This is a genomic window from Eikenella exigua (assembly GCF_008805035.1).
Lineage (GTDB): Bacteria > Pseudomonadota > Gammaproteobacteria > Burkholderiales > Neisseriaceae > Eikenella > Eikenella exigua.
Genome location: NZ_CP038018.1, coordinates 946,693 through 969,166, shown reverse-complemented (window position 1 = coordinate 969,166; position 22,474 = coordinate 946,693). Strand labels below are relative to the sequence as shown.

Below are 22,474 nucleotides of genomic sequence, written 5' to 3'. Positions count from 1 at the left end.
TTGTCAATCTGTTTTGCTGTGTAGCAGTTATGGGAATTTTGCTATAGCTGTACTGTCCACCAGCGGCCGTAAAGGCAATCTGAAAGGAGAATCCTATGCATTTTGATACCGAAGTTATCCACAGTAGCTACAATCCGGACGAGCACAACCGTGCCGTGATGCCACCTATCTACCAAAATAGCATGTTCGCTGTACACACCATTGGCGAAGATATTCCATACCGCTATTCGCGTATGGGTAATCCTACGCGCAAAATTTTAGAAGACACCGTGGCTGAGTTAGAACATGGTTGTGCCGGCTTCGCCTTCGGTAGCGGTATGGCCGGCATTGATGCCGTGTTCCGTACCGTATTGCGCCCCGGCGACACTATCGTAGCCGTGGCCGATATCTACGGCGGTGCCTACGACCTGCTCACTGAAGTGTATGCCCAATGGGGCATAAACGTGATTTTCGCCGACCTCACGCTACCTGAAAATTTAGACAAACTTCTGGCCGAATACAAAGTGAAACTCGTTTGGCTCGAAAGCCCCAGCAACCCGCTTCTGCGACTGGTAGACATCTCTTTATTGGCACAAAAAGCCAAAGCCGCCGGCGCCGTGGTGGGTATCGATAATACCTTCGCCACCCCCTATCTGCAAAACCCGCTCGATATGGGCTGCGACATCGTGTTTCACTCCGCCACCAAATACCTCTGTGGCCATTCCGATGTGTTGATGGGTATTGTGGTGGCTAAGGAAGAAGCCCTGGCCAAACGCCTGCAAAGCACCTTGATAAACACCGGCGGCATTGCCGGGCCAATGGATTGCGCCCTTGTGTTGCGCGGCATCAAAACCCTCTCCGTGCGCATGAAACAGCATCTGGCCAACGCCGCCGAGCTCGCCCGTCGCTTGGAACAACACCCCGCCGTGGACAAAGTGTTCTATCCCGGCCTGCCCAGCCATGAGCACCACGAATTAGCCAAGCGCCAAATGCGCGGCTTCGGCGGCGTGGTGTCGGTATATTTGAAGAAAGATAGCCAAGCCGCTGCCGATTCCGTTATCCGCAACCTCAAACTACTGCACATGGCCGCCAGCCTCGGCGGCGTGGAAAGCCTGGTGAACCATTCCTTCAGCCAGTCGCACAGCGGCATGAGCCCGGCGGTGAAAGAGAAACTCGGCATCCGCGAAGGCCTGCTGCGCTTCTCCGTGGGCATTGAGGATATTGAAGACATTTGGCGCGACATCGATACTGCATTGAACACCACGCTGTAACGCGCCTGCCAGAATGGCAAACAGGCTACCTGAAAATTGTGCTGCATGGCATTTCAGGTAGCCTTTTATCTGCGGCCACATTCCCCGAATCCAGCCCAATCCGCTACAATACGCCCTTTCTCAATAGCGGATTCACTGCGTTTTGCCATGGCATCAGCTTGCCTGGCATCGAAAACCGGTTAATCCTCTATCTATACTCATTCCGAAAGCCAATATTATGACCGTTAAAACCCGTTTCGCCCCCAGCCCCACCGGCTACCTGCATATCGGCGGCGTGCGCACCGCGCTGTATTCATGGGCATTTGCCAGACATCACGGCGGCGAATTCCTGCTGCGCATCGAAGACACCGATTTGGAACGCTCCACCGCCGAATCCGTGCAAATCATCCTCAACGGCATGCAATGGGTAGGCCTGCACGCCGACAATGCCGATAATATCGTTTACCAAACCCAAAACTTCCCACGTTATAAAGAGTTAATCCAACAACTGCTGGATTCCGGCCATGCCTACCACTGCTATTGCAGCAAAGAAGAATTGGAACAAATGCGTGAAAAAGCCGAGCGCGAAGGCACGGCCACTTACGACCGCCGCTGGCGACCGGAAGCCGGTAAAACGTTGCCAGAGATTCCCGCAGGGGTAGAGCCCGTTGTTCGCTTCAAAATGCCGACCGACGGCGTAACCCGCTGGAATGATTTGGTAAAAGGCGAAATCAGCATCCCCAATGCTGCGCTCGACGACCTCATCATCGCCCGCGCCGACGGCACGCCCACCTACAACTTCTGCGTGGTGGCCGACGATATGGACATGGGTATCACCCACGTCATCCGTGGCGACGACCATGTGAACAACACACCGAAACAAATCAACATTTTCAAAGCCCTCGGCGCCACCCCGCCCGAATATGCCCACTTGCCTATGATCCTGAACGAGCAGGGCAAGAAAATTTCCAAGCGCAGCGGCGACACCGTGGCGATTACCGAATACGAAGACCTGGGCATTCTGCCCGGGGCCCTGCTCAACTACCTCGCCCGCTTGGGCTGGGCGCACGGCGACGACGAGTTTTTCAATATGGAGCAGTTCGTGCAATGGTTTGAGCTGGAACACGTTTCTTCCTCCGCCAGCCGCATGGATGCAAAAAAACTGTATTGGATCAACGCTGAACACATCAAAGCCACAGGCAACGCCGAACTGGCCAAACTGGTGCTGCCGCGCTTGGAAAAACAAGGTGTTGTAGTTTCAGGTAGCCCCAAGCTGGAAGACGTGTTGGCACTGGTAAAAGATCGTGCCCACGATTTGAATGCACTGGCCGCCGAATGCGCCTATTTCTACCGCAAAGCCGTGCCGTTGGAAGCCGATGTGGCCAAACATTGGGATGGCGAAGCTCCCGCCCGAATGCAGCGTTTCGCCGCCAAACTGGCCGAACTGCCCGAACAGGATTGGACGGCAGAAAACATCCACGCTTTGTTCCCTCCGTTCTGCGAAGCTGAAGGCATCAAAATGGGCAAACTCGGTATGCCGTTGCGCCTGGCCGTGTGCGGCACCGCCAAAACGCCGAGCGTGGATGCCGTGCTGGCCTTGATCGGCAAAGAAGAAGTGTTGCGCCGTATCCGCGAATCGGCTTAAGCCTGCGAAAGGCTGCCTGAAAGCGGCTGTCTTGTTTCAGGTAGCCTCCATCACATCATGAATCAACTCATCCTCGATTTTCCCGCTGCCCCGCCGAGTTTCGATACCTTTCTCGGCCAGGGCAACCGCGAGCTGTTGCAAGTGTTGCGTGAGCAGCGCGAGCCTTTTGTGTATGTGTGGGGGCCGGCCGGCGCCGGCAAAAGCCATTTACTCAAAGCCTGGGCGGCGCAGGCTGAAGCGGCCGGATTACCCGCACGCTACCTGAATGCCGTTGCCGAACCGCTGAACGAGATGCTGCCGGCAGGCTGCTATCTCGCCCTCGACCAAATCGACAGCCTCGATACCGACGGCCAAGCCGAATTGTTTAATTTCTGCAACCATATCCGCCAAAGCCGGCAGGGCGCGCTCCTGATTGGCGCCAGCGTGCCGCCACCGCGCTTAGCCGTGCGCGAAGACCTGCGTACCCGCATGGGCTACTGCCTGGTGTATGAAATCAAACCGCTCAGCGACGAAGAAAAAATCGCCGCCTTGGTCGAAGCCGCCCGCAGCCGCCAAATCCGCATTTCGCCCGATATTTTCCGCTACCTGCTGCACCATTGGCGACGCGACATCGGCAGCCTGATGGCCATGCTCGACGCGCTCGACCGTCACGCCCTCGCCAGCCACCGCCCTATCACGCTGCCCCTGCTCAAACAACTGTTGCAACAGGATATTTAAACCAATGAACCTTGCCATCTTCGACCTCGATCACACCCTCATCAACTGCGACTCAAGTAGCGAATGGAGCAATTTCCTGCACGAAAAAGGCATCTTCAGCGATGCCGATATGCAGCGCCATCAAGCGTTCGACCAAGACTACCGCAAAGGCTGCCTCGATCTCGATGCCTATCTTACCTTCGTCCTTCGCCCGTTGGCCGAATACAGCCGTGCCGAGCTGGACGAAATACACCGCGAGTTCATGCAGCGCATCCGCCCAAGCATCACCCAAATGGCCAGAATGCTGGTCGACAGCCACCGCGATGCGGGCGACACCTTGCTCATGATTTCCGCCACCAACGAATTCATCATCACCCCCATCGCCCGCGAATTCGGCATTGAAAACATCATCGGCATCAGCCTCGAAACCGATGCTCAAGGCAACTACACCGGCCGAGCAGTGGGCACGCCCAGCTTCCAAGAGGGCAAAGTAACCCGCCTGCACCAATGGCTGGCCGAATGCGGCCAAAGCCAGGCCGACTACGAAAAAGTTTATTTCTACAGCGATTCCCGCAATGACCTGCCGCTCTTGGAACAGGTAAACCAGCCTGTAGCCGTTAATCCTGACCCTGTGCTCACCCTCACCGCCGCACAGCGCGGCTGGCCGATATTGGATTTTGTGTAATAGTGCCAATAGCTTAGCTGCAGTATGAAAAAAGGCTACCTGAAAATCCTGTTGCCAAGGTTTTCAGGTAGCCTTTGATTTGTATTTATTCCAAACTGCTAATCCACTTCCCGTTCGTGCGGCAGGCGGCCGGTCCAGTCGCAGGCGAACTGGTAGGCGGTGCGGCCGGAGCGGCTGCCGCGCATCTGCGCCCATTGGAGGGCGGCGCGGCGGGTGGTGTCGTCCAGCGGCAGGCCGGCATCGGCCAGCCAGCTTTCGGCAGCGGCGAGGTAGTCTTCTTGGCTGAAAGGGTAGAAGCTGAGCCAAAGGCCGAAGCGGTCGGAGAGGGAGACTTTTTCTTCCACGGCTTCTTGCGGGTGCACTTCGCCGCGGTCACCGGTGCGGGCGAGGTTATCGGCCATGTGTTCGGGCATGAGGTGGCGGCGGTTGGAGGTGGCATACACCAGCACGTTATCGGCGCGGCGGGAGAGGCCGCCATCCAGCGCGGTTTTGAGGGTTTTGTAGCTGTCTTCGCCATCTTCAAAGGAGAGATCGTCGCAGAAAACGATGAATTTTTCGCTTCGCGGGGCGAGCAAGTCGAGTAGGGCGGGCAGGCTGGCCAGGTCGTGTTTGTCCACTTCAATCAGGCGCAGGCCGCGCTCGGCGTATTCGTGCAGCAGGGCTTTGATGAGCGAGGATTTGCCTGTGCCGCGAGCGCCGGTGAGCAGGGCGTTGTTGGCCGGGCGGCCGGCGAGGAATTGCTCGGTGTTGCGCACCAGGCGTTGGGTTTGCGGGCTGATGGCACACAGTCGGGCGAGCGGGAAAGTGTGCGGTCGGGGCAGGGCGGTGAGCAGGCCGCCGTTGCCGTGTTTCTGCCAGCGGAAGGCGATGGCTTGCCAATCGGGTTCGCGCTGTTCGGGCGGCAGGATTTGGTCGAGGCGGCGCAGCACGGAGGCAGCCTGGGTGAGGAAGGGTTTGAGTTTCATGATAGGGTTTGGTGGCCGGTTATCAAAGGGAGGAAGGCTACCTGAAAATGTCGGCATGGCACAAGGGGCAGGGCAGTGATAGCCGATTGCTATGGCAATGGAAATTGTCATTTGCCCGCTCTAGCAGTATCATTGCCCATTTTTCAGGGAAGCCGCCATGAGCACCGCATTGATTGAAGACTACCTGCGCACCCAAGGCCTGAAACTGCCGGCAGAGGCGGTGCAGATAGCCATGCTTACCGCCAGCAGCGTGATGGCGGCGGGCAGGGCGGAGATTGAGCCGGAAATCCTGTGGTATCGCGGTGCAGACGGCGCATTGGAGCAGCATCTGCCGCGCAACGAAGCGCACCACGCCCGGCTGCGCCAAATCTTTATGGCGCTTGATTCCGCCTATACCGCTAGCCCCTGCCGTAGCGCCGCCGTGTATCTGCTGCACACACCAGGTAACCTGCTGCACCTGGTGGCGCAAGGCGAGCCGTTGGAAAAGCTGCTCACCGTAGAGCAAGACTTAGAAGCTGCGCACACCGCCCACCTGGCCGCGCGCAGCGTGCAAACCGGCTGGCTGAACCAAATAGATGATGTTGCCCAATGGCTGCAAAACGGCGACCTCGCCGGTAGCCGACACCGCCCCGGCAGCCAGCTGGCCGTACCGGTATGCACCGAAAACGGCCGCGTGCTCGGCGTGGTGTATCTCGAGCATGGCCACACCGCCGCCTTCGACGAAGCCGCCCAAAGTATCTGGGTCGGCCTGGCTCTCGCCCTGGCCGAACCGCTCGCCGCCTTGTTGCAACCGGAAGAAGCCGCCGAATAAAGGCTACCTGAAAAATTAAAAATAACCATTCCACACACAACACAACAAGTAACCACCATGACCCCGCTAAAATTCATCGCCGCCTGCCGTCTGCCCACCGAATACGGCATCTTCACCATGCACGGTTTCGAAGAGCCCAGCGGCCAAGAACACATCGCCCTGAGCATGGGCGATATCGCCAACGGCGAGCCCGTACTCTCCCGCATCCACTCCGAATGCCTTACCGGCGACGCCCTGTTTTCACAAAAATGCGACTGCGGCCCCCAGCTGCAAGCCGCCATGCAGGCCGTGCAGCGCGAAGGGCGCGGCGTGATTGTGTATCTGCGCCAAGAAGGGCGCGGCATCGGCCTCATCAATAAAATCCGCGCCTATGCGCTGCAAGACCAAGGCCTCGACACTGTAGAAGCCAACCTCGCCCTCGGCTTGCCCGTGGATGCCCGCGATTTTAGCCTGGCCCAAGCCATCTACCAACACCTCGGCGTCCACTCCATCCGCCTGCTTACCAATAATCCCGATAAAATCAGCAGGATGGAGCAGAGCGGCATTAAAATCACCGAACGTGTGCCGCTCTTGGTGGGCCAAAACCGCGAGAACACCGGCTACCTGCAAACCAAAGCCGCCAAACTCGGCCATTTGATCGATAATTAATTTTTCAGGTAGCCTCCCACCCAAAGGCTACCTGAAACCCAAAATCTACCCACAAAAGGCAACTCTCATGACCCTCCGCATCGGACAAGGCTACGACGTCCACCAGCTCGTGCCCGGCCGCCCGCTCATCCTCGGCGGCGTAACCATCCCCTTTGAAAAAGGCCTGTTCGGCCACTCCGACGCCGACGCCTTGCTGCATGCCATCACCGATGCCCTGCTTGGCGCCGCTGCCTTGGGCGATATCGGCACCCACTTCCCCGACACCGCCGCCGAACATAAAGACGCCGACAGCCGCGCCCTGCTGCGCCAAGCCTACGCCGCTGTGCAAGCCCAAGGCTGGCGTGCCATCAACGTGGACAGCACCATCATCGCCCAGCAGCCCAAACTGCGCCCCTATATCGACGCCATGCGCGCCAATATCGCTGCCGACTTGGGGCTGGCTGAAAACTGCGTCAATATCAAAGGGAAAACCAACGAAAAACTCGGCTACCTCGGCCGCATGGAAGGCATCGAAGCCCAAGCCGTGGTGCTGCTGGAGAAGGTTACTTGAAAGCAAAGCTTCAGCGAAGCTACATAACTCTGTCGGATAGATCAACTGCATCCTGGATATTCTGCTTACTCGATGCCGCTTTGCCCTGATTGAAACTTAATCCACTATAAACCCCTGCCGCATAGTAGAATAAGGCTACCTGAAACGAAGCTAAGCTCGTCAATCCCGCTAACAGGAGAATCCTATGTCCGCTCAAGACCAACTCAAATGCACCGCCGCCCAAAAAGCCCTCGAATTCGTGCCTGAAAACGCCTATATCGGCATCGGCACCGGCAGCACCGTCAATTTCTTCATAGAAGAGTTGGCCAATAGCGGCATCCGCATTAAAGGCGCTGTTTCCACCTCCAAAGCCACCAGCGAGCTCTTGAAACAACACGGCATTCCGGAAGTGCCGCTCACCGAAGCCACCGAGCTGCCCGTGTATATCGACGGCGCCGACGAAGTCAACCACAGCCTGCAAATGATTAAAGGCGGCGGCGGCGCGCTGTTGGCCGAAAAAATCGTGGCCAGCGCCGCCGAAAAATTCGTTTGCATCGTAGACGAGAGCAAATACGTTTCCCGGCTGGGCAAATTCCCGCTGCCGATCGAAATCATCCCCGCCGCCCGCTCGCTGGTGTCGCGCCAGCTACTCAAATACGGCGGCAGCCCGCAGCTGCGCTTGAATTTCACCACCGACAGCGGCCACAAAATCATCGATGTGCACAATATGCCCATCAACGAGCCGCTCAAACTGGAAGACGAACTCAACCGTATCCCGGGCATCGTCGAAAACGGCCTGTTCGCCCGCCATCCCGCCCACGTGCTGATTATCGGCCGTGCAGAAGGTGCGGAAGTGATCAAAATCGGCGGCTGATTGTAGCCGTTTGGCCTGGTCGTGCGGCACAGGCTACCTGAACATGGCAGCCTGCAGTTTGGAGCGCAAACCTATTCCTTGGCCGAGATAAATGAATAATATTAAAGTTCACATAATATATATTATGTAAAATTATTATATTGGTGTATAGCTTCGGTATTTGTTTATTGCTTTGGTTGTCCATAAATGCGTTTTTAGGAAGCTTCTGATCGGGTGAGCAGCATGGCATCGCCGTAGCTAAAAAAGCGGTATTGTTGCTCGATGGCATGGCGGTAGGCGGCGCGGATGTGTTCGACACCGGAAAAGGCGCTCACCAGCATCAGCAGGGTGGATTTGGGCAGATGGAAGTTGGTAATCAGGCCGTCGGCTACCTGAAAACGGTAGCCCGGGGTGATGAAAATATCGGTATCGCCCTCGCCTGCTTGCAGATGGCCGCTTTGGGCGGCGGCTTCCAGGCTGCGCATGGAGGTGGTGCCGACAGCCCATACGCGTTTGCCGTTTGCTTTGGTTTCCGCAATAGCTTCAACGGTTTCGGCAGGAATGCTGTACCACTCTTTGTGCATTTTGTGTTCGGCAATATTTTTGCTGCGCACGGGCTGGAAGGTGCCGGCGCCCACATGCAGAGTTACTTCGGCACGGCGGATGCCTTTTGCTTGCAGCCCTGCCAACAATTCGGGGGTGAAGTGCAGGCCAGCGGTGGGTGCGGCAACGGCACCTTGGTGTTTGGCGTAAACGGTTTGGTAGCGTTCGTCATCGGCTGCGTCGGCAGCGCGCTCGATATAGGGAGGCAGTGGCAGGCGGCCGGTTTGTTCGAGGATTTGGTATACGTTGAGGCTACCTGAAAACCGCAGCTTAAAAAGCTCGCCTTCGCGTTCTTCCATTTGCGCCTGAATGCTGCCGTCAAATTCTAACAAGCTGCCGGGCTTGGGCGACTTGGAGGAACGGATGTGCGCCAGGGCGCAGTGTTCGTCCAATACACGTTCAATCAAAGCTTCAATACGCCCGCCGCTCGCTTTATGCCCGAACAGGCGGGCTTTCATCACTCTGGTGTTGTTGAAAACGAGCAGATCGCCGACTTCGAGCAGGTTGGGCAGCTCGGCAAACAGGAGGTCGCATAGGGATCGGCCGGGGCGGGCATCGAGCAGTCGGCTGCTGCCGCGCTGTTCGGGCGGCTGCTGGGCAATAAGGTGTTCGGGCAGGTGAAAATCGAAATCGGTAAGCTGCATGGTGCGGTAGGCAGGCGGAGAAAAGCGGGCATTATATAACCATTTTGCTTGGGTGTTTGGGGGTTGCATTTTCAGGTAGCCTCATATCGGCAGAGGCTACCTGAAAAAATCGGCAAGCGTTTTAAACCGTTATTTTCAGATTACCCTTCGCCACCTCTGAAAAAATCGGCTAAAACCCTTGCCAGACGGGCATAAAGCAGCTACCTTTCGTTTGATTTCCTATTGCGTACGGTATTTCGATGAGCAAACAGCTGTATTCCGGCAAAATTTGGAGCAAACTCTGGCTGAAAGCGCTGCTTTTCGGCCTGGTTTTGTTGGCATTGTGGCTAGGCGCATCATTCGGGTTGAGCCGATTGTTCAGTGAAGCCCGTATCCGCCAAACCGTCAACCAAATGCTTGCCGCACAAGGCCAGCAGCTGAATTTCGACGGCCGCCAAATCGAACGCGGCTGGTTCCCCTACCCTTATGTGGTGCTGCGCCAAGTGGGATTAAGCCGCACACAGGAAAGCGGTCAAACGATGGATGCCGAATCCGTGAGGCTTTCTTTCGGTTGGTCGGCCTTGTGGGGCGATGTGTCTATCCACAGCCTGTCCCTACAACATGCCAGCATCAGCGCGCGTCAGCTGGAAAGCGGGCAGTGGGAAGTGGCTGGATTCACCGCTAATCAAGCAACAAGCAGCACCCTGCCGCGCCGTATCGAACTTGATGATTGTTCCCTGCGCCTACAATACGGCGAACAAAAACAAACCATGCGTCAAGTATCCGGCTTTATCGATCGTGCCGATGAGAACTTCAGCCTCTCTGCCAGCCTGTTTGCCCCGCAGGAATACAGGATACAGGCCTCTGGCGCCTATAGCGGCAGCCACTTTGAACAACTACAAGCCAATCTTGCCGGCTTCCTGCCCAACGGCCAGCCCTTCACCGCCGCCTGGCAAGGCAATGCCGACTATACCGCCGAGCAAAGTCGGCTCAATACCAAAGACGGCCGGCTCAGTATCCAAGTTCCTGCCTGGTCGCTTAATATTGATGGCAATACCCGCAACTGGCAATTCTCCCCCGACAGCGTCGTTTTGCCTGAAACCCACATTGTCTTCAACGTCGACTCAGAAAATGGTCAATCCTCGGCTGGAACCGTGCGGCATAGCGGCAGCGGCAGCATCAACAAAGTTTCCTATCAAAACCGAACCTTAGCAATCGCTGGTTTCCAACTCAGTGGTGCAGTGGAATACGAGCAAGGCAGCAGCGGCTACAGCGCCAACGGCCGCCTCCAAGCACAGCCCGGACATTTTCAAATCGACAACCTCTACCTCAGCACCCGCCACAACGCCGCCCCCGGCAGCATGCCCTATCTCTCCGGTCAATGGCATGGTCAAGCCGCCGGTAATAGCCAAAACTGGAAAGCAGAGCTGCGAGGCAGCCTTGATAACAACGAAGGCTACCTGAAAATTTCCGGTAGCCTCAACGAGCAAGGCCACAACATCGAAGCGGCTCTCAATCTGAGTAAACTTTCGCTCAGCAGCTATCTCGAAACCAAACGCCCTACCCCTGCCGCCGAAAACACCGCAGCTCCTTTGTGGCTGCAATACTGGCCGCGAGCCCTGCACCACCGCCAAATTCGGCTTACCCTCGATATCGGCATGCTTGAAGGCTCCGGCCTGCAAATCCAAAATTTCCACAGCACCCTGCACCTAGACGCTGAAAAACTTGAAGCTCAAACCATCAAAATGCAGATGTACGATGGCAATGCCGAAGGCAGTGCCGTGTTGCACCACGGCAGCCGCCCCAAATGGGAGGCCGCCATCCGGTTCAACAACATCCAAATCAAACCCCTGCTGCAAGATGCCTTTCGCTTCAACCACCTCAGCGGGCGCGGTAACGCATCCTTCCGCCTTGGTGCAGAAGGCCTCAACCGCAGCGAATGGCACACCACCCTTGCCGGGCAAGGTAGAATCGTGCTCGATAACGGTGCTTGGCAAGGCATCAACCTTGGCAAACTCCTCAATAAGCCCGACAATCTGCCCGCCCAAAACCTGATCCGCTACAACGCCGAAAGCAGCACCCTCTTCCGTCATTTCAGCATCGAAGCCAGTGTAGAAAACGGTATGGGCACCACGCCCAGCCTCAGCCTGCAAAGCGACAGCCTCAACCTCAGCGGCCAAGGCAGCTTCGACATTCGAGCCACCACACTCAACTACGCCGTGCTCGCCAGTGTCGGCCAAGATCTCTGGCTGCCGTTAAAAATCAATGGCAGCATCAGCCGCCCCAACTTTGCCCTCGACTACCAACGCATCACTGGCAACCTGCAAAGCCCCGAACAAAAACAACGTGCCCTGCAAGATGTACTGCAACAGCAATGGCAGTGGATACAGAAACTACCTGAAAATCAACAGCAATAGCTGTCGTGCGTATCTCCAGGCCGCCTGCTTTGTTGGCAACAATTTTCAGGTAGCCTCAACCAGCCAAACAAAGGCTACCTGAAAGCATAAGCTTTAACGAAGTTAAAACCTGTGGCGCGATTTTCCAGGTAGCCTTTTACTTGAAGCGAATTGAATTGCACAAAACAGCCTGCTGCTGAAGCGCACAGGCTGTTGCTATTTGGAAAGGATCTTGCCTAGTTTGGCAGTGGCTTGGTGTTTTAATCCCCTTGCCCCCCGAGTTGCAGGTAGTTTTGCAAACCCAAACTTTCCATCAGATCGAGCTGGGTTTCCAGCCAGTCGAGACGTTCTTCGTTTTCGTCTTTCTGTTTTTCCAAAAGCTGACGGGAAACGTAGTCCTGCTTTTCTTCGCATACGGCAATGGCTTCCACCAGTGCTTGGTGTTTGTCTTGCTCTTTTTGCCGGTCGCATTGGATGATTTCTTCGGTGTTTTCGCCAATCAGCAGTTTGCCGAGCTCTTGCAGGTTGGGCAGACCTTCCAGCAGGAGGATACGCTCAATCAGGGCATCGGCTGCTTTCATATCGGCGATGGATTGTTTGTGGAGATAACCGCCCAGCTCTTCCAAACCCCAGTTTTTCAGGATGCGGGCATGCAGAAAATACTGGTTGATGGTAATGAGCAGGATGCCCAGGTTTTTATTGAGCTGGCGGATAACTTCGCGATCGCCTTTCATGCGTTTTCCTTTCCGTATTACAGCTGGCTTTGCAGATAATTCTGCTCGCCAAGCAAGTCGATGAGGCGCAGCTGCTGTTCGAGCCAGTGGGCGTGATCTTCTTCGGTGTCTTTGAGCTGGTTGATCATCAAATCGCGGGTTACATAGTCTTGTTTTTCTTCGCACAGTTTGATGCCGCGTTTGAGGTTTTCACGCACTTCGTATTCGGTATCCAAATCGAATTGCAGCATTTCGCGCACGTTGCGGCCGATGCGCACGGGAGCGGGCACCATCTGCGGAGTGCCGCCGATCATGAGGATACGGCGGATGAAATCGGCAGCATGCTCGGTTTCGTCTTCCATTTCGTGGCCGATGCGGGCGAAGAGCTTGGTGTATCCCCATTCGTCGTATATGCGGGAGTGGATGAAATATTGGTCGCGGGCGGCGAGCTCGCCGGCCAAAAGTTGGTTCATGTAGTCGATAACTTCTTGGTTGCCTTGCATTGTTTTGCTCCTGTGAATAAATAGAATGATACGTGTAATGGCAGCAGTAATATATGCTGTCGTTTCAACTTGGTGGATTATACGCAGCTTAATGCGAAAATTCTCATATCGCGCTTATTAATGCGAATAATTATCCTGAAAAGTAAGCGATTCCCTTTCGGCATGTGGTATGAAATTTCAGAAAAATAAAATGGTTAAGCAGATTAGCTTAATCAGCTGAATTTGCCAATGATTATCAGTGGGCAAAATATTTACTTTTCTTTGCATTATATGGTGTGTTTTTTAGGAATCCTATTAGAAACATTATCTTGCGTATGATAACTATTGCTATTTCAGCAAGCAACCGGCTATTTGTTGACCTTGCCTTCTGTACTAACAAGGGCTACCTGAAAAAAGAGCTCCTACGAGGAAAACAGTTTTCAGGTAGCCTTTTGGGTTGGCAGCTTGGATTAATCAGCCACACCGCAACACATCGCCAATACCAAGCGGTGATGTGCCACCAATACAAAAGCTAGATACAACAAAGGCTACCTGAAACCTCTTTCAGGTAGCCTTTGCCTCTAAACCATCAAGCGGTTTCGCTGCCGCCGACAGTTAAGCCGGCATCGATACGCAGCGTGGGCTGCCCCACGCCCACGGGCACGCTCTGCCCTTCTTTGCCGCACACGCCAATGCCACTGTCGAGTGCCATATCATTGCCGATCATGCTCACATGTTTGAGTACTTCCGGCCCGCTGCCGATGATGGTAGCGCCTTTCACGGGGTATTGCAGCTTGCCGTTTTCCACCCACCACGCTTCGGAGGCACTGAACACAAATTTGCCGCTGGTAATGTCCACCTGCCCACCGCCGAAGTTCACGGCATACAGGCCTTTTTCGATTGAGGCGATGATTTCTTCCGGCTCGCGGTTGCCGTTTTGCATGAAAGTGTTGGTCATGCGCGGCATGGGTGCGGCAGCGTAGCTTTCGCGGCGGCCGTTGCCGGTTACCGCCATGCCCATCAGCCGGGCGTTGGTTTCGTCTTGCAGGTAGCCGGCCAGGATGCCGTCTTCAATCAGCACGGTTTGGCGGGTGGCGTTGCCTTCGTCGTCCAGATTGAGCGAGCCGCGCCGCAGCTCGATATTGCCTTGGTCCACCACGGTTACGCCTTTGGCTGCCACGCGTTCGCCCAAACGGCCGGCAAACGCGCTGGTGCCTTTGCGGTTGAAATCACCTTCCAGCCCGTGCCCCACGGCTTCGTGCAGCAGCACGCCCGGCCAGCCACTACCGAGCACCACGGTCATGTTGCCGGCGGGCGCAGGGCGTGATTCCAGGTTGACCAAAGCCTGTTTTACCGCCGCCCCCACATAACTGCGCAGCCGCTCTTCGCTGAAATAATCCAGTCCGTGCCGCCCGCCGCCGCCGAAGCTGCCCACTTCGCGCCGCTCGCCCTGCTTGGCCACCACGGTGATGCTTAAGCGCACCAGCGGACGGATATCGGCAGCGGTGATGCCGTCTAACCGCGCCAGATAGATTAAATCGTGTTCGCAAGTTAGCCCAGCCATCACTTGTATAATCCGTGGATCGGCAGCTTTAGCCAGCTGTTCCACACGGTTAAGCAGCGCCACTTTGGCGGCGGAGTCCAGGCCATGAATCGGGTTTTCTGGCGTATATAGTGCAACCTGCCGTGGACTACCTGAACCAGCCAGCTGAATCTGCCGCTCCTGCCCCGATGCACCGATGGTGCGTACCGCTTCTGCCGCCTGCCGCAACATGGCCGGATTTAGGCTATCGGCATAGGCAAACGCAGTTTTCTCGCCCGATACCGCCCGCACGCCCACGCCTTGGTCAATCTGAAAACTGCCGGATTTCACCATGCCCTCTTCCAAATGCCAGCTTTCATAAGCGGTGCGCTGGCAGTAGATGTCGGCATAGTCCACTTGGTGGGTGGAAATGGCAGATAAGGCGCGGGCGATTTCGTCTGTGCCCAGTTGGTTGGCATGCAGCATTTGTTTGGAAACGGTGGAGTGCACTGTGTTCATGGCATTTAAAGATTTGAAAGCGAAAGTCGGGCGGCATTATATAACGGTTGGGTAGCAGCTCGTATTTTGTCTGTTGGCAGAATTGCGAAAATAAATCACATTTTATGAGTATCGATAAAAATATTTCCTATCTAAATATTATTGATAACAATTATCGCTTATGTATAATAGCCATGCCCCTTCTCATGGGGCATGGCTAAAGCAGACTATATCTACCCAATTCTACAGGAGTGCGCCTAGCGAAACCAATTGTTTAACATCCCAATATTCAAAACCGAAAAGTTGAAGCCCGCTGCCAAAAAAACAGCGGGTTTCGGCTGTTCGCAACTCTCGCAAAACAGCTTTGGATTTACTCTGCCAACCTAAATTAAGCTATAATGTCCCGATTTTGGTGCAGGCTACCTGAAAATCAAGCAGCTTATACAGACAATTTCCCCTGAGGACAAGAAAAAAATGGGCTTTTTGCAAGGCAAAAAAATCCTGATTACTGGCATGATTTCCGAGCGTTCTATTGCCTACGGCATCGCCAAAGCCTGTAGTGAACAGGGCGCCGAGCTGGCGTTTACCTATGTGGTGGACAAGCTGGAAGAGCGTGTGCGCAAAATGGCGGCCGATTTCGGCTCCGATTTGGTATTCCGCTGCGACGTGCAGAACGACACCGAAATCGAACAAGTATTTGCTGATCTGGGCAAAAAATGGGACGGCCTCGACGGCTTGGTACATGCCATCGCTTTCTCGCCCAAAGAGGCTCTCAGCGGCGACTTCTTAGACAGCATCAGCCGTGAAGCCTTTGAAATTTCACACGACGTTTCCGCCTACAGCCTACCTGCGCTGGCCAAAGCCGCCCGCCCGATGATGCGCAACCGCAACAGCGCCATCCTCGCGCTCACTTATCTGGGCGCCGTGCGTGCCATCCCCAACTACAACGTGATGGGCATGGCCAAAGCCAGCTTGGAAGCCGCTATCCGCTTCACTGCCGCCTGTGTTGGCCCCGAAGGCATCCGCTGCAACGGCATTTCCGCCGGCCCGATTAAAACCCTGGCCGCTGCCGGTATTGCCGATTTCGGCCGCCTGCTCAGCCACGTGGCTTCGCAAAACCCGTTGCGCCGCAACGTAACCATCGAAGAAGTAGGCAATACTGCTGCTTTCCTGCTCTCCGACCTCTCCTCCGGCATCACCGGCGAAATCACCTATGTGGACGGCGGCTACAGCATCAACGCCCTAAGCGGCACTGGTGCCTAATTTTCCGCCCGATTTAGCCCATTAAGGGCACACAGGCTACCTGAAAACAATTTTAACGAAAGTAAAAATCTGTTTTCAGGCAGCCTCTTGCTTGCCCAGCACCAAGACAGTGCCCCGTTTTGGTGTTATCCTTGCACTTTCCTAATATCACGCATTTTGGTTGTTGCATGAAAAAACTCCTTTGGCTGTTCTCCGGCCTCGTCCTGCTGCTGGTCGCCCTGTTTTTTGGCGCACCTTACTATCTCGGCATCAAAGCCGAACAAAGCCTGAACAAACAGCATGAAATCCTAAGCCACACATCCTTCTTGCAAGTCGAATCCCGCCGCTACGAGCGCGGCTGGTTCAGTTCGCATGAAACCACCGTGGTGCGTTTCAAACCCACCTTCCTGGCTCAGCTGCAAGACAAACTGCCCGACAACATCAAAACCATCCTCACCCAGTCCATCACGCTGGAGAGCAACATCAAACACAGCCTGTTTGCCAACGGCAGCATGCCTGTGCGCGCCGTGGTAGACACCGAATTCGTTTTCCAGCCTGAAAGCCGCGAAATACTGCAGCGCTTCTTTGGCAGCCAAGCCCCTGCCAGCCTGCGTAACGTTATCCAACTCAACGGCAACGGCCGCCTCACTTGGCAGGTTCCCGCCTTCAAATATCAAGAGCTCTCCGGCATCGCCATCAACTGGCAAGGCCTCGAAGGCAGCACCGACTACGCCAAATACTTCACTGAATACCAAAGCAGCCTGAATAACCCCGGCCTCACCATTACCCTGGCCGACAAAGGCAGCGTTTCCTACAAAAACCTCCAGCTGCACACCGAAACCCGAGAAGGCAGCCACAACCTTGCCCTGGGCAGCAGCAAGCTCACTCTCGGCCAGGTGGAAGTGGAGTGGAAAGACAGCATTAACTACGATATCCGCCTCAACGATGTGCTGAATATGGTGTCCGACCTGCAAATCGGCAGCTTTATCAACCCCTATGGCCAAGTACCGCCCGCCAAAATCACCCTCAACGACCTGCAAATCGAAACCCGCATGGATCAAGACGGCCGCTGGGTGAACACCGAAGGCAAATTTGGCTTCGCCAAGCTCAACTACGGCAGCGACAACTACGGCCCGCTGGCCATCCACGTAAGCGCCGAACACCTCGATGCCGAAAGCCTCGCCGCGCTCAAAACCCGCCGCGACCAGCTCATCACCCAGCGCCTCAGCGACGAGCAAATGCGCGAAGCCCTGCTCGCCAGCCTGCGCAACGAAGCCGCCGGCCTTTTCACCAACGATCCCGTTATCCGGCTCAAACAGTTCGACCTCACCACCCCGCAAGGCATGATCAGCGGCAACGGCGAACTCAAATTCAGCAACCTCACTACCGCTGATTTGAACGACATTGACAAAATGCTCGCCCAAACCGATGCCGATTTCCACATTGCCGTACCACAGCAAGTGATCGAACGACTCACCGTCTCCCAAGCCAAAAACTACATCAGTGTCGATCCCTCCCTGCCCGATGCCGACCACGAAATCAAAGAAGCCGTGCGCCTGTGGCTCGACAGCGTGCTCGAAAGCATGGCACGGCAAGGCTACCTGAAAATCGATGACAACCAAATCGTGAGCACCCATATCGTCGTGCGCAACAAAACCTTCAGCATGAACGACAAGCGCATCGAATCGCAGGCCGATGAAAACCTGTTGCCCGACAGCTCCCTGCCCGTCGATTCCAGTACCCCGGCCACGCCGGCATCTGCGCCTGCCACCGCCTCGGCTGCTTCCGTCCCGCCGAAGGGCGCATCTGCCCCCTAGCCCAGCAACAGAATGAGCCAATCCCCCTACCCGCCCGCCACCTATCCTGAAAAAGTGGGTATTTACCCTGCCCACTGCCATTCCGGCAGTGGCTATTTTTGCGATTACGTGCTCGAATACCGCGTATGGTGCCATCCCGAGCGCGGCGTCTCCGATTTATATGAAGGCGACGACTACTTCCATGCTTTCGCCACCCATGCCGAAGCCCTCGCCTTTGCCCGGCAATAACCCGGCAGCGAAGATCCGCTCGTCCTCGTCCGCCAGCAAGAATATATCGACGAGCCCCAGCTCGGCACCTTCATCCGCCATGCCGGCGAAATGGAATGCATCACCGAATGGCTGCCGGAATGGCTGGGAAGCAGTTAACGCCAGCCCGGATTAATCGAAGCCTTCCTCGCCCAACAGGCTACCTGAAAGTGATATTTTGGCGAAGCCAAAGCAGAGCTTTTGCGGAGCTAAAACAAAACCGCAATGAAATTAAACCACTAAGGCCACCTGAAACCCATTTCCCATCATGCTCCACACCGATTCCCTCACCGCCGCCGAACCCGAACGCCTCATCACCGCCCGCCAGATTTCCAGCCAGGAAGAGCAGCTCGAACGCGCCCTGCGCCCCAAAACCCTCGCCGACTACATTGGCCAGGCCAAAACCAAAGAGCAGCTCGGCATCTTCATCCAAGCCGCCAAAAAGCGCGGCGAAGCCCTCGACCACACCCTCCTGTTCGGCCCGCCTGGCCTGGGTAAAACCACCCTCGCCCACATCATCGCCAAAGAGCTCGGCGTCAACCTGCGCCAAACCAGCGGCCCCGTGCTCGAACGCGCCGGCGACCTCGCCGCCCTGCTCACCAACCTCGAGCCGCACGACGTGCTCTTTATCGACGAAATCCACCGCCTCAGCCCCGTGGTGGAAGAAATCCTCTACCCCGCCCTCGAAGACTACCAGCTCGACATCATGATCGGCGAAGGCCCCGCTGCCCGCAGCGTGAAAATTGACCTGCCCCCCTTCACACTCGTTGGTGCCACCACCCGTGCCGGTATGCTCACCAATCCCCTGCGCGACCGCTTCGGCATCGTCTCCCGCCTCGAGTTCTACAGTAGCGCCGACCTTGCCACCATCGTTTCCCGTTCCGCCGGCCTGCTGCAAATGAGCCTCGACGACACCGGCGCCTTCGAAATCGCCCGTCGCAGCCGCGGCACCCCGCGCATTGCCAACCGCCTACTGCGCCGCGTGCGCGACTACGCTGAAGTGAAAAGCAACGGCCGCGTGGATGCCGCCCTGGCCGATGCCGCCTTGCAAATGCTCGATGTGGACAACGAAGGCCTCGACATGATGGATCGCAAATTTCTCGAAGCCGTGCTGCATAAATTTGCCGGCGGCCCCGTCGGCCTGGACAACATCGCCGCCGCCATCGGCGAAAGCCCCGACACCATCGAAGACATAATCGAGCCATATCTCATTCAGCAAGGCTTCCTCCAGCGCACCCCGCGCGGCCGCGTGGCCACCGAACGCAGCTACAGCCACTTCGGCCTGCCGTTTAAGCCTTGAAAGCTAGCTGAAACTATCGGCATCTTTTTAGCTTCGCAGAAACTCCGCTTTGCTTCGTTTTCAGGTAGCCTTTCTTGCCGTTTAAAGGCTACCTGAAAACCTTATTTACCCCGTTTCCCCTATCCGCCCCTTACTCAAAATGCCCCAATTCTCCCCCGCCGACCACGCCCTGATGCAGCAAGCCATTGCCCTTGCTTGGCAAGGCCGTTTCTCCACTTCGCCCAATCCGCGTGTCGGCTGCGTGATTGCGCAGGGCGGGCAGATTGTCGGCCAAGGTTTCCACCTCAAGGCCGGTGAGCCGCATGCCGAAGTGCACGCCCTGCGCCAGGCCGGCAGCGCCGCGCAAGGCGCCACCGCCTACGTTACCCTTGAGCCCTGTGCCCACCATGGCCGCACCCCGCCCTGTGCCGAAGCCCTGATCCGCGCCGGCGTGCGGCGTGTAGTGGCCGCCATGCAAGACCCCAATCCCCTGGTGGCGGGCAAAGGGCTGGCCATGCTTGAAGCCGCCGGCATTCAGGTAGCCTGCGGCCTGATGGAACGCGAAGCGCGGCTGCTCAACCGCGGCTTCCTCTCCCGCATCGAACGCGGTCGCCCGTTTGTGAAGCTGAAAACCGCCGCCAGCCTCGACGGCAAAACCGCGCTCGCCGGCGGCCAAAGCCAATGGATTACCGGTGCCGCCGCTCGGCACGATGTGCAGATCCAACGCGCCGAAAGCTGTGCCGTGCTCACCGGCATCGGCACCGCTCTGGCCGACAACCCGCGCCTCACCGTGCGCGATTTCCCCACCCTGCGCCCCCCGCTGCGCGTGCTGCTCGATAGCCGCCTGCGCCTGCCTGCCGGCAGCCATCTACTCGATGGCAGTGCTCCCACGCTCATCTATACCTTGTCCGACAGCCCCGCGCTCGCCGCCGCCGAAATCTGCCGTTTGAAAGCTGACGCCCAAGGCCGGCTCAGCCTGAATGCCGTGCTGGCCGATTTGGCTGGGCGCGGCATCGGCGAGCTGATGTTGGAAGCCGGAGCCACACTGGGCAGCGCATTTTTGGCGCAGGATTTGGTGGACGAAATCGTCTGCTATCAAGCGCCCAAACTGCTCGGCGGCACGCAATCGTCCACCTTGTTCAGGCTACCTGAAAACCCTGCCGCTCTCAGCTGTGAGTCCAATTGGCACACCATAAGCGTCGAGCAGCTGGGTGACGACATCAAATGGGTGCTGCAAAATTGGCGGGGTTGAAATGCCCGCATGTTTGCCGCCATTTGTTGCCATAAGATTTCCTCGCCGGCGTAGTTAAGGAAGAAAATAGCTTCAGGTAGCCTTTATGTTGCCGCTCCTGTAAGCCAGGGCCTCGAATCCGACATTCCGATTGACAGCGTGGTTAGGATATATGTATGAAATAATTATTGTTTCACGCAAAGCAATGAGCCGCAGACAGTACAGCTAGTACAACAAGGCGAGATAAAGCAGTATGAAGTGCTTTGGTTATAAAAAATTCCAGGTAGCCTCAATCATGCTGAAGGCTACTTGAAACCGATTTCTTTCTGTTTACACGTCTTCTGGCGCCAGCTCAATCTGTGTGGCGCCCTGCTTTTTCAAGCCGGCTTCGGCTGTCTGCCAAGCTGCATCCAGCCGGCTACAAGCTTCCCCTTCGGCTTTGAGGCCGAACAGCAGGCGGTAGCGCTGCTGGGTGGTGGGGGTGGCAGGCAGGCTGAAGCTGCGGATGCCGGGGTAGTGCTGTTCGATGTCGGCCATCAGGGCGCTGATACGGGATTCGGGCAAGTCGATCCAAGCGCTGACGCTGCGGCGTTCGGTTTGGTGTTGGAGATGGGCGTAGTATTCGTCGAGTACCCAAGCTGCCATGGGCTGTGCCATTACGGGGAAGCCGGGCAGGAAGTAGTGTTCGCGGATGGAAAAACCAGCGATGTTGTTGTAGGGATTGGGAAGCAGGCCGCTGCCTTGGGGGAATTCGGCCATGCGCAGGCGGATTTGGTGGCCGATGCTGCCGAGGCTGTCGCCGTGTTTGAGGGATACGACTTCGATGTTGGCAGCGGCCTGCGGGTGCAGCGCCAGCGGCAGACCGAGGGCTTCGGCCGCAGCTTGGCGGGTGTGGTCATCCGGCGTGCTGCCGATGCCGCCGGTAACAAAGGTGGGCAGGCCTTCGGCAAAGCTTTGGCGCAGCCGGTGGACGAGGAGTTGGCGATTGTCGGGCAGGTATTGCACGGAATCGAGCAGCAGGCCGCGCTCTTTGAGCAGCTGTTTGAAAAAGGCAAAGTGTTTGTCTTGGCGGCTGCTGTGCAGGATTTCGTCGCCGATGATGATAAGGGAAAAGGACATGAGGTTTCTTTGGGAAGGAAGGCTACCTGAAGCTATGGTTGATGCTTTCAGGTAGCCTCTATGCAAATAACAGGCTATCTGAAAATTGGATTGCTGCTTGAGCGTCTCCGAAACCTGCACTTTCAGGTAGATTTTTTTGCTTAATAGCTGATTCCCGGCATCGGGTAATACTGGAGGATGGGCGCAGGGCGGGTGGGGTGCACTTCGCCTTCGGCTCGCGGCAGGATTTCCACTACAGCCACATCGCAGCTGTTCCCGCCGCGCGAATACTGTATTTCGTAATTCTTGCCAGCCTGCGAGGTGAGGCTGCTGGCGGTGTAACAGCGGTGTACCTGGCTGGTGGTTTTACTGGGAAACGCGCCATCGAGCACCAGCGGTTTGCTGGCGGGCACAACAAATTCTTTATACGATTCGCGGAACACCACGCCGGTATCGGCATTCACAGTGTTGCTGCGCTGAGTGGTAGGCATGCCCACCGAAAGGTTGCGGATGCGGCGCGGCAGGCCACCAGTAAATCTGGTGTGGCGGCGTCGGCCTTGTTTTCTGCCCATTGTTCGCAGCTGCTGTTCGGGATCATGTGCACCACATCGTGGCCGTATTGGCCGTAAATGCGTAGTTGAGCCTGGTCTTGTGCGTTATACA

General features: G+C 56.5%; 21 protein-coding genes. 14 read left to right on the top strand and 7 right to left on the bottom strand.

Annotation, left to right across the window (positions count from 1 at the left end):
* The first annotated feature begins 95 nt into the window (after positions 1–95).
* The 4 genes from EZJ17_RS05085 to EZJ17_RS05070 all read left to right on the top strand — a co-directional run bounded on the left by EZJ17_RS05085 (position 96) and on the right by EZJ17_RS05070 (position 4,255).
* Positions 96–1,250: a trans-sulfuration enzyme family protein gene (locus EZJ17_RS05085; RefSeq protein WP_067444837.1), complete on the top strand. Its 1,155-nt coding sequence runs from the start codon at positions 96–98 to the stop codon at positions 1,248–1,250.
* Positions 1,251–1,467: 217 nt separating this feature from the next.
* Entirely contained in the window at positions 1,468–2,874 is a 1,407-nt protein-coding gene (gene gltX / locus EZJ17_RS05080; RefSeq protein ID WP_067444834.1) for a glutamate--tRNA ligase, read from the top strand.
* A 57-nt stretch (positions 2,875–2,931) separates the two neighbouring features.
* A complete protein-coding gene (gene hda, locus EZJ17_RS05075) occupies positions 2,932–3,591 on the top strand; it encodes a DnaA regulatory inactivator Hda (RefSeq protein ID WP_067444831.1) in 660 nt (219 codons plus the stop codon).
* Between the two features lie 4 nt (positions 3,592–3,595).
* The gene (locus EZJ17_RS05070; RefSeq protein WP_067438855.1) at positions 3,596–4,255 is read left to right on the top strand and encodes an HAD family hydrolase; all 660 of its coding nucleotides are present in this window, start codon (positions 3,596–3,598) and stop codon (positions 4,253–4,255) included.
* A 98-nt stretch (positions 4,256–4,353) separates the two neighbouring features.
* Here the strand turns inward: EZJ17_RS05070 and EZJ17_RS05065 are convergent, their stop codons facing one another.
* The gene (locus EZJ17_RS05065; RefSeq protein WP_067438857.1) at positions 4,354–5,220 is read right to left on the bottom strand and encodes an ATP-binding protein; all 867 of its coding nucleotides are present in this window, start codon (positions 5,218–5,220) and stop codon (positions 4,354–4,356) included.
* A 157-nt stretch (positions 5,221–5,377) separates the two neighbouring features.
* Between EZJ17_RS05065 and EZJ17_RS05060 the strand changes: the two genes are divergently transcribed.
* From EZJ17_RS05060 to rpiA, 4 genes are all read left to right on the top strand, one after another.
* Complete coding sequence (locus EZJ17_RS05060; protein ID WP_067444828.1) at positions 5,378–6,031, top strand: GAF domain-containing protein; 654 nt, start codon at positions 5,378–5,380, stop codon at positions 6,029–6,031.
* 57 nt (positions 6,032–6,088) lie between these two features.
* Positions 6,089–6,679 (top strand): GTP cyclohydrolase II, encoded by a 591-nt coding sequence (gene ribA / locus EZJ17_RS05055; protein ID WP_067438862.1) that lies wholly within the window; start codon positions 6,089–6,091, stop codon positions 6,677–6,679.
* Positions 6,680–6,746: 67 nt separating this feature from the next.
* The gene (gene ispF / locus EZJ17_RS05050) at positions 6,747–7,229 is read left to right on the top strand and encodes a 2-C-methyl-D-erythritol 2,4-cyclodiphosphate synthase (RefSeq protein ID WP_067438865.1); all 483 of its coding nucleotides are present in this window, start codon (positions 6,747–6,749) and stop codon (positions 7,227–7,229) included.
* A gap of 184 nt (positions 7,230–7,413) precedes the next feature.
* Positions 7,414–8,082: a ribose-5-phosphate isomerase RpiA gene (rpiA, locus tag EZJ17_RS05045; protein ID WP_067438868.1), complete on the top strand. Its 669-nt coding sequence runs from the start codon at positions 7,414–7,416 to the stop codon at positions 8,080–8,082.
* Positions 8,083–8,276: 194 nt separating this feature from the next.
* Here the strand turns inward: rpiA and queA are convergent, their stop codons facing one another.
* Positions 8,277–9,308: a tRNA preQ1(34) S-adenosylmethionine ribosyltransferase-isomerase QueA gene (gene queA, locus EZJ17_RS05040; protein ID WP_067439682.1), complete on the bottom strand. Its 1,032-nt coding sequence runs from the start codon at positions 9,306–9,308 to the stop codon at positions 8,277–8,279.
* A gap of 239 nt (positions 9,309–9,547) precedes the next feature.
* Between queA and EZJ17_RS05035 the strand changes: the two genes are divergently transcribed.
* Complete coding sequence (locus tag EZJ17_RS05035; RefSeq protein WP_067444825.1) at positions 9,548–11,704, top strand: AsmA family protein; 2,157 nt, start codon at positions 9,548–9,550, stop codon at positions 11,702–11,704.
* A 239-nt stretch (positions 11,705–11,943) separates the two neighbouring features.
* Here EZJ17_RS05035 and bfr (EZJ17_RS05030) read toward each other — a convergent pair whose 3' ends face one another.
* The 3 genes from bfr (EZJ17_RS05030) to tldD form a co-directional block, all read right to left on the bottom strand.
* On the bottom strand, positions 11,944–12,417 hold the full coding sequence (gene bfr, locus EZJ17_RS05030) for a bacterioferritin (RefSeq protein ID WP_067438877.1): 474 nt from the start codon (positions 12,415–12,417) through the stop codon (positions 11,944–11,946).
* 17 nt (positions 12,418–12,434) lie between these two features.
* Positions 12,435–12,899 carry a bacterioferritin gene (gene bfr / locus EZJ17_RS05025; protein ID WP_067438882.1) on the bottom strand — a complete coding sequence of 155 codons (465 nt, stop codon included), beginning with the start codon at positions 12,897–12,899 and terminating at the stop codon, positions 12,435–12,437.
* Positions 12,900–13,467: 568 nt separating this feature from the next.
* Positions 13,468–14,886, bottom strand: a complete 1,419-nt coding sequence (gene tldD, locus EZJ17_RS05020) for a metalloprotease TldD (protein WP_369799474.1) — start codon at positions 14,884–14,886, stop codon at positions 13,468–13,470.
* Between the two features lie 486 nt (positions 14,887–15,372).
* Here tldD and fabI point away from each other — a divergent pair, with 486 nt between their 5' ends.
* The 5 genes from fabI (at position 15,373) to ribD (ending at position 20,734) form a co-directional block, all read left to right on the top strand.
* A complete protein-coding gene (gene fabI, locus EZJ17_RS05015; RefSeq protein ID WP_067438892.1) occupies positions 15,373–16,161 on the top strand; it encodes an enoyl-ACP reductase FabI in 789 nt (262 codons plus the stop codon).
* 167 nt (positions 16,162–16,328) lie between these two features.
* Positions 16,329–17,957: a YdgA family protein gene (locus EZJ17_RS05010; protein ID WP_067438895.1), complete on the top strand. Its 1,629-nt coding sequence runs from the start codon at positions 16,329–16,331 to the stop codon at positions 17,955–17,957.
* A 12-nt stretch (positions 17,958–17,969) separates the two neighbouring features.
* Positions 17,970–18,185 carry a hypothetical protein gene (locus EZJ17_RS10425; protein ID WP_197478842.1) on the top strand — a complete coding sequence of 72 codons (216 nt, stop codon included), beginning with the start codon at positions 17,970–17,972 and terminating at the stop codon, positions 18,183–18,185.
* Positions 18,186–18,471: 286 nt separating this feature from the next.
* Positions 18,472–19,503 carry a Holliday junction branch migration DNA helicase RuvB gene (ruvB, locus tag EZJ17_RS05000; RefSeq protein WP_067444816.1) on the top strand — a complete coding sequence of 344 codons (1,032 nt, stop codon included), beginning with the start codon at positions 18,472–18,474 and terminating at the stop codon, positions 19,501–19,503.
* A gap of 139 nt (positions 19,504–19,642) precedes the next feature.
* The gene (gene ribD, locus EZJ17_RS04995) at positions 19,643–20,734 is read left to right on the top strand and encodes a bifunctional diaminohydroxyphosphoribosylaminopyrimidine deaminase/5-amino-6-(5-phosphoribosylamino)uracil reductase RibD (RefSeq protein ID WP_067444815.1); all 1,092 of its coding nucleotides are present in this window, start codon (positions 19,643–19,645) and stop codon (positions 20,732–20,734) included.
* Positions 20,735–21,043: 309 nt separating this feature from the next.
* On the opposite strand, the gene EZJ17_RS04990 is transcribed toward ribD, so the two are convergent.
* Positions 21,044–21,832 carry a competence/damage-inducible protein A gene (locus EZJ17_RS04990; protein ID WP_067444812.1) on the bottom strand — a complete coding sequence of 263 codons (789 nt, stop codon included), beginning with the start codon at positions 21,830–21,832 and terminating at the stop codon, positions 21,044–21,046.
* 140 nt (positions 21,833–21,972) lie between these two features.
* Positions 21,973–22,383: a hypothetical protein gene (locus tag EZJ17_RS04985; protein WP_067444809.1), complete on the bottom strand. Its 411-nt coding sequence runs from the start codon at positions 22,381–22,383 to the stop codon at positions 21,973–21,975.
* Positions 22,384–22,474: the final 91 nt, after the last annotated feature.

What these genes read in the sequence shown, in the direction of transcription:
- EZJ17_RS05085 (WP_067444837.1), top strand. Translation starts at nt 96, where the DNA reads ATGCATTTTGATACCGAAGTTATCCACAGTAGCTACAATCCGGACGAG.
- gltX (WP_067444834.1), top strand. Translation starts at nt 1,468, where the DNA reads ATGACCGTTAAAACCCGTTTCGCCCCCAGCCCCACCGGCTACCTGCAT.
- hda (WP_067444831.1), top strand. Translation starts at nt 2,932, where the DNA reads ATGAATCAACTCATCCTCGATTTTCCCGCTGCCCCGCCGAGTTTCGAT.
- EZJ17_RS05070 (WP_067438855.1), top strand. Translation starts at nt 3,596, where the DNA reads ATGAACCTTGCCATCTTCGACCTCGATCACACCCTCATCAACTGCGAC.
- EZJ17_RS05065 (WP_067438857.1), bottom strand. Translation starts at nt 5,220, where the DNA reads ATGAAACTCAAACCCTTCCTCACCCAGGCTGCCTCCGTGCTGCGCCGC.
- EZJ17_RS05060 (WP_067444828.1), top strand. Translation starts at nt 5,378, where the DNA reads ATGAGCACCGCATTGATTGAAGACTACCTGCGCACCCAAGGCCTGAAA.
- ribA (WP_067438862.1), top strand. Translation starts at nt 6,089, where the DNA reads ATGACCCCGCTAAAATTCATCGCCGCCTGCCGTCTGCCCACCGAATAC.
- ispF (WP_067438865.1), top strand. Translation starts at nt 6,747, where the DNA reads ATGACCCTCCGCATCGGACAAGGCTACGACGTCCACCAGCTCGTGCCC.
- rpiA (WP_067438868.1), top strand. Translation starts at nt 7,414, where the DNA reads ATGTCCGCTCAAGACCAACTCAAATGCACCGCCGCCCAAAAAGCCCTC.
- queA (WP_067439682.1), bottom strand. Translation starts at nt 9,308, where the DNA reads ATGCAGCTTACCGATTTCGATTTTCACCTGCCCGAACACCTTATTGCC.
- EZJ17_RS05035 (WP_067444825.1), top strand. Translation starts at nt 9,548, where the DNA reads ATGAGCAAACAGCTGTATTCCGGCAAAATTTGGAGCAAACTCTGGCTG.
- bfr (WP_067438877.1), bottom strand. Translation starts at nt 12,417, where the DNA reads ATGAAAGGCGATCGCGAAGTTATCCGCCAGCTCAATAAAAACCTGGGC.
- bfr (WP_067438882.1), bottom strand. Translation starts at nt 12,899, where the DNA reads ATGCAAGGCAACCAAGAAGTTATCGACTACATGAACCAACTTTTGGCC.
- tldD (WP_369799474.1), bottom strand. Translation starts at nt 14,886, where the DNA reads ATGCTGCATGCCAACCAACTGGGCACAGACGAAATCGCCCGCGCCTTA.
- fabI (WP_067438892.1), top strand. Translation starts at nt 15,373, where the DNA reads ATGGGCTTTTTGCAAGGCAAAAAAATCCTGATTACTGGCATGATTTCC.
- EZJ17_RS05010 (WP_067438895.1), top strand. Translation starts at nt 16,329, where the DNA reads ATGAAAAAACTCCTTTGGCTGTTCTCCGGCCTCGTCCTGCTGCTGGTC.
- EZJ17_RS10425 (WP_197478842.1), top strand. Translation starts at nt 17,970, where the DNA reads ATGAGCCAATCCCCCTACCCGCCCGCCACCTATCCTGAAAAAGTGGGT.
- ruvB (WP_067444816.1), top strand. Translation starts at nt 18,472, where the DNA reads ATGCTCCACACCGATTCCCTCACCGCCGCCGAACCCGAACGCCTCATC.
- ribD (WP_067444815.1), top strand. Translation starts at nt 19,643, where the DNA reads ATGCCCCAATTCTCCCCCGCCGACCACGCCCTGATGCAGCAAGCCATT.
- EZJ17_RS04990 (WP_067444812.1), bottom strand. Translation starts at nt 21,832, where the DNA reads ATGTCCTTTTCCCTTATCATCATCGGCGACGAAATCCTGCACAGCAGC.
- EZJ17_RS04985 (WP_067444809.1), bottom strand. Translation starts at nt 22,383, where the DNA reads ATGGGCAGAAAACAAGGCCGACGCCGCCACACCAGATTTACTGGTGGC.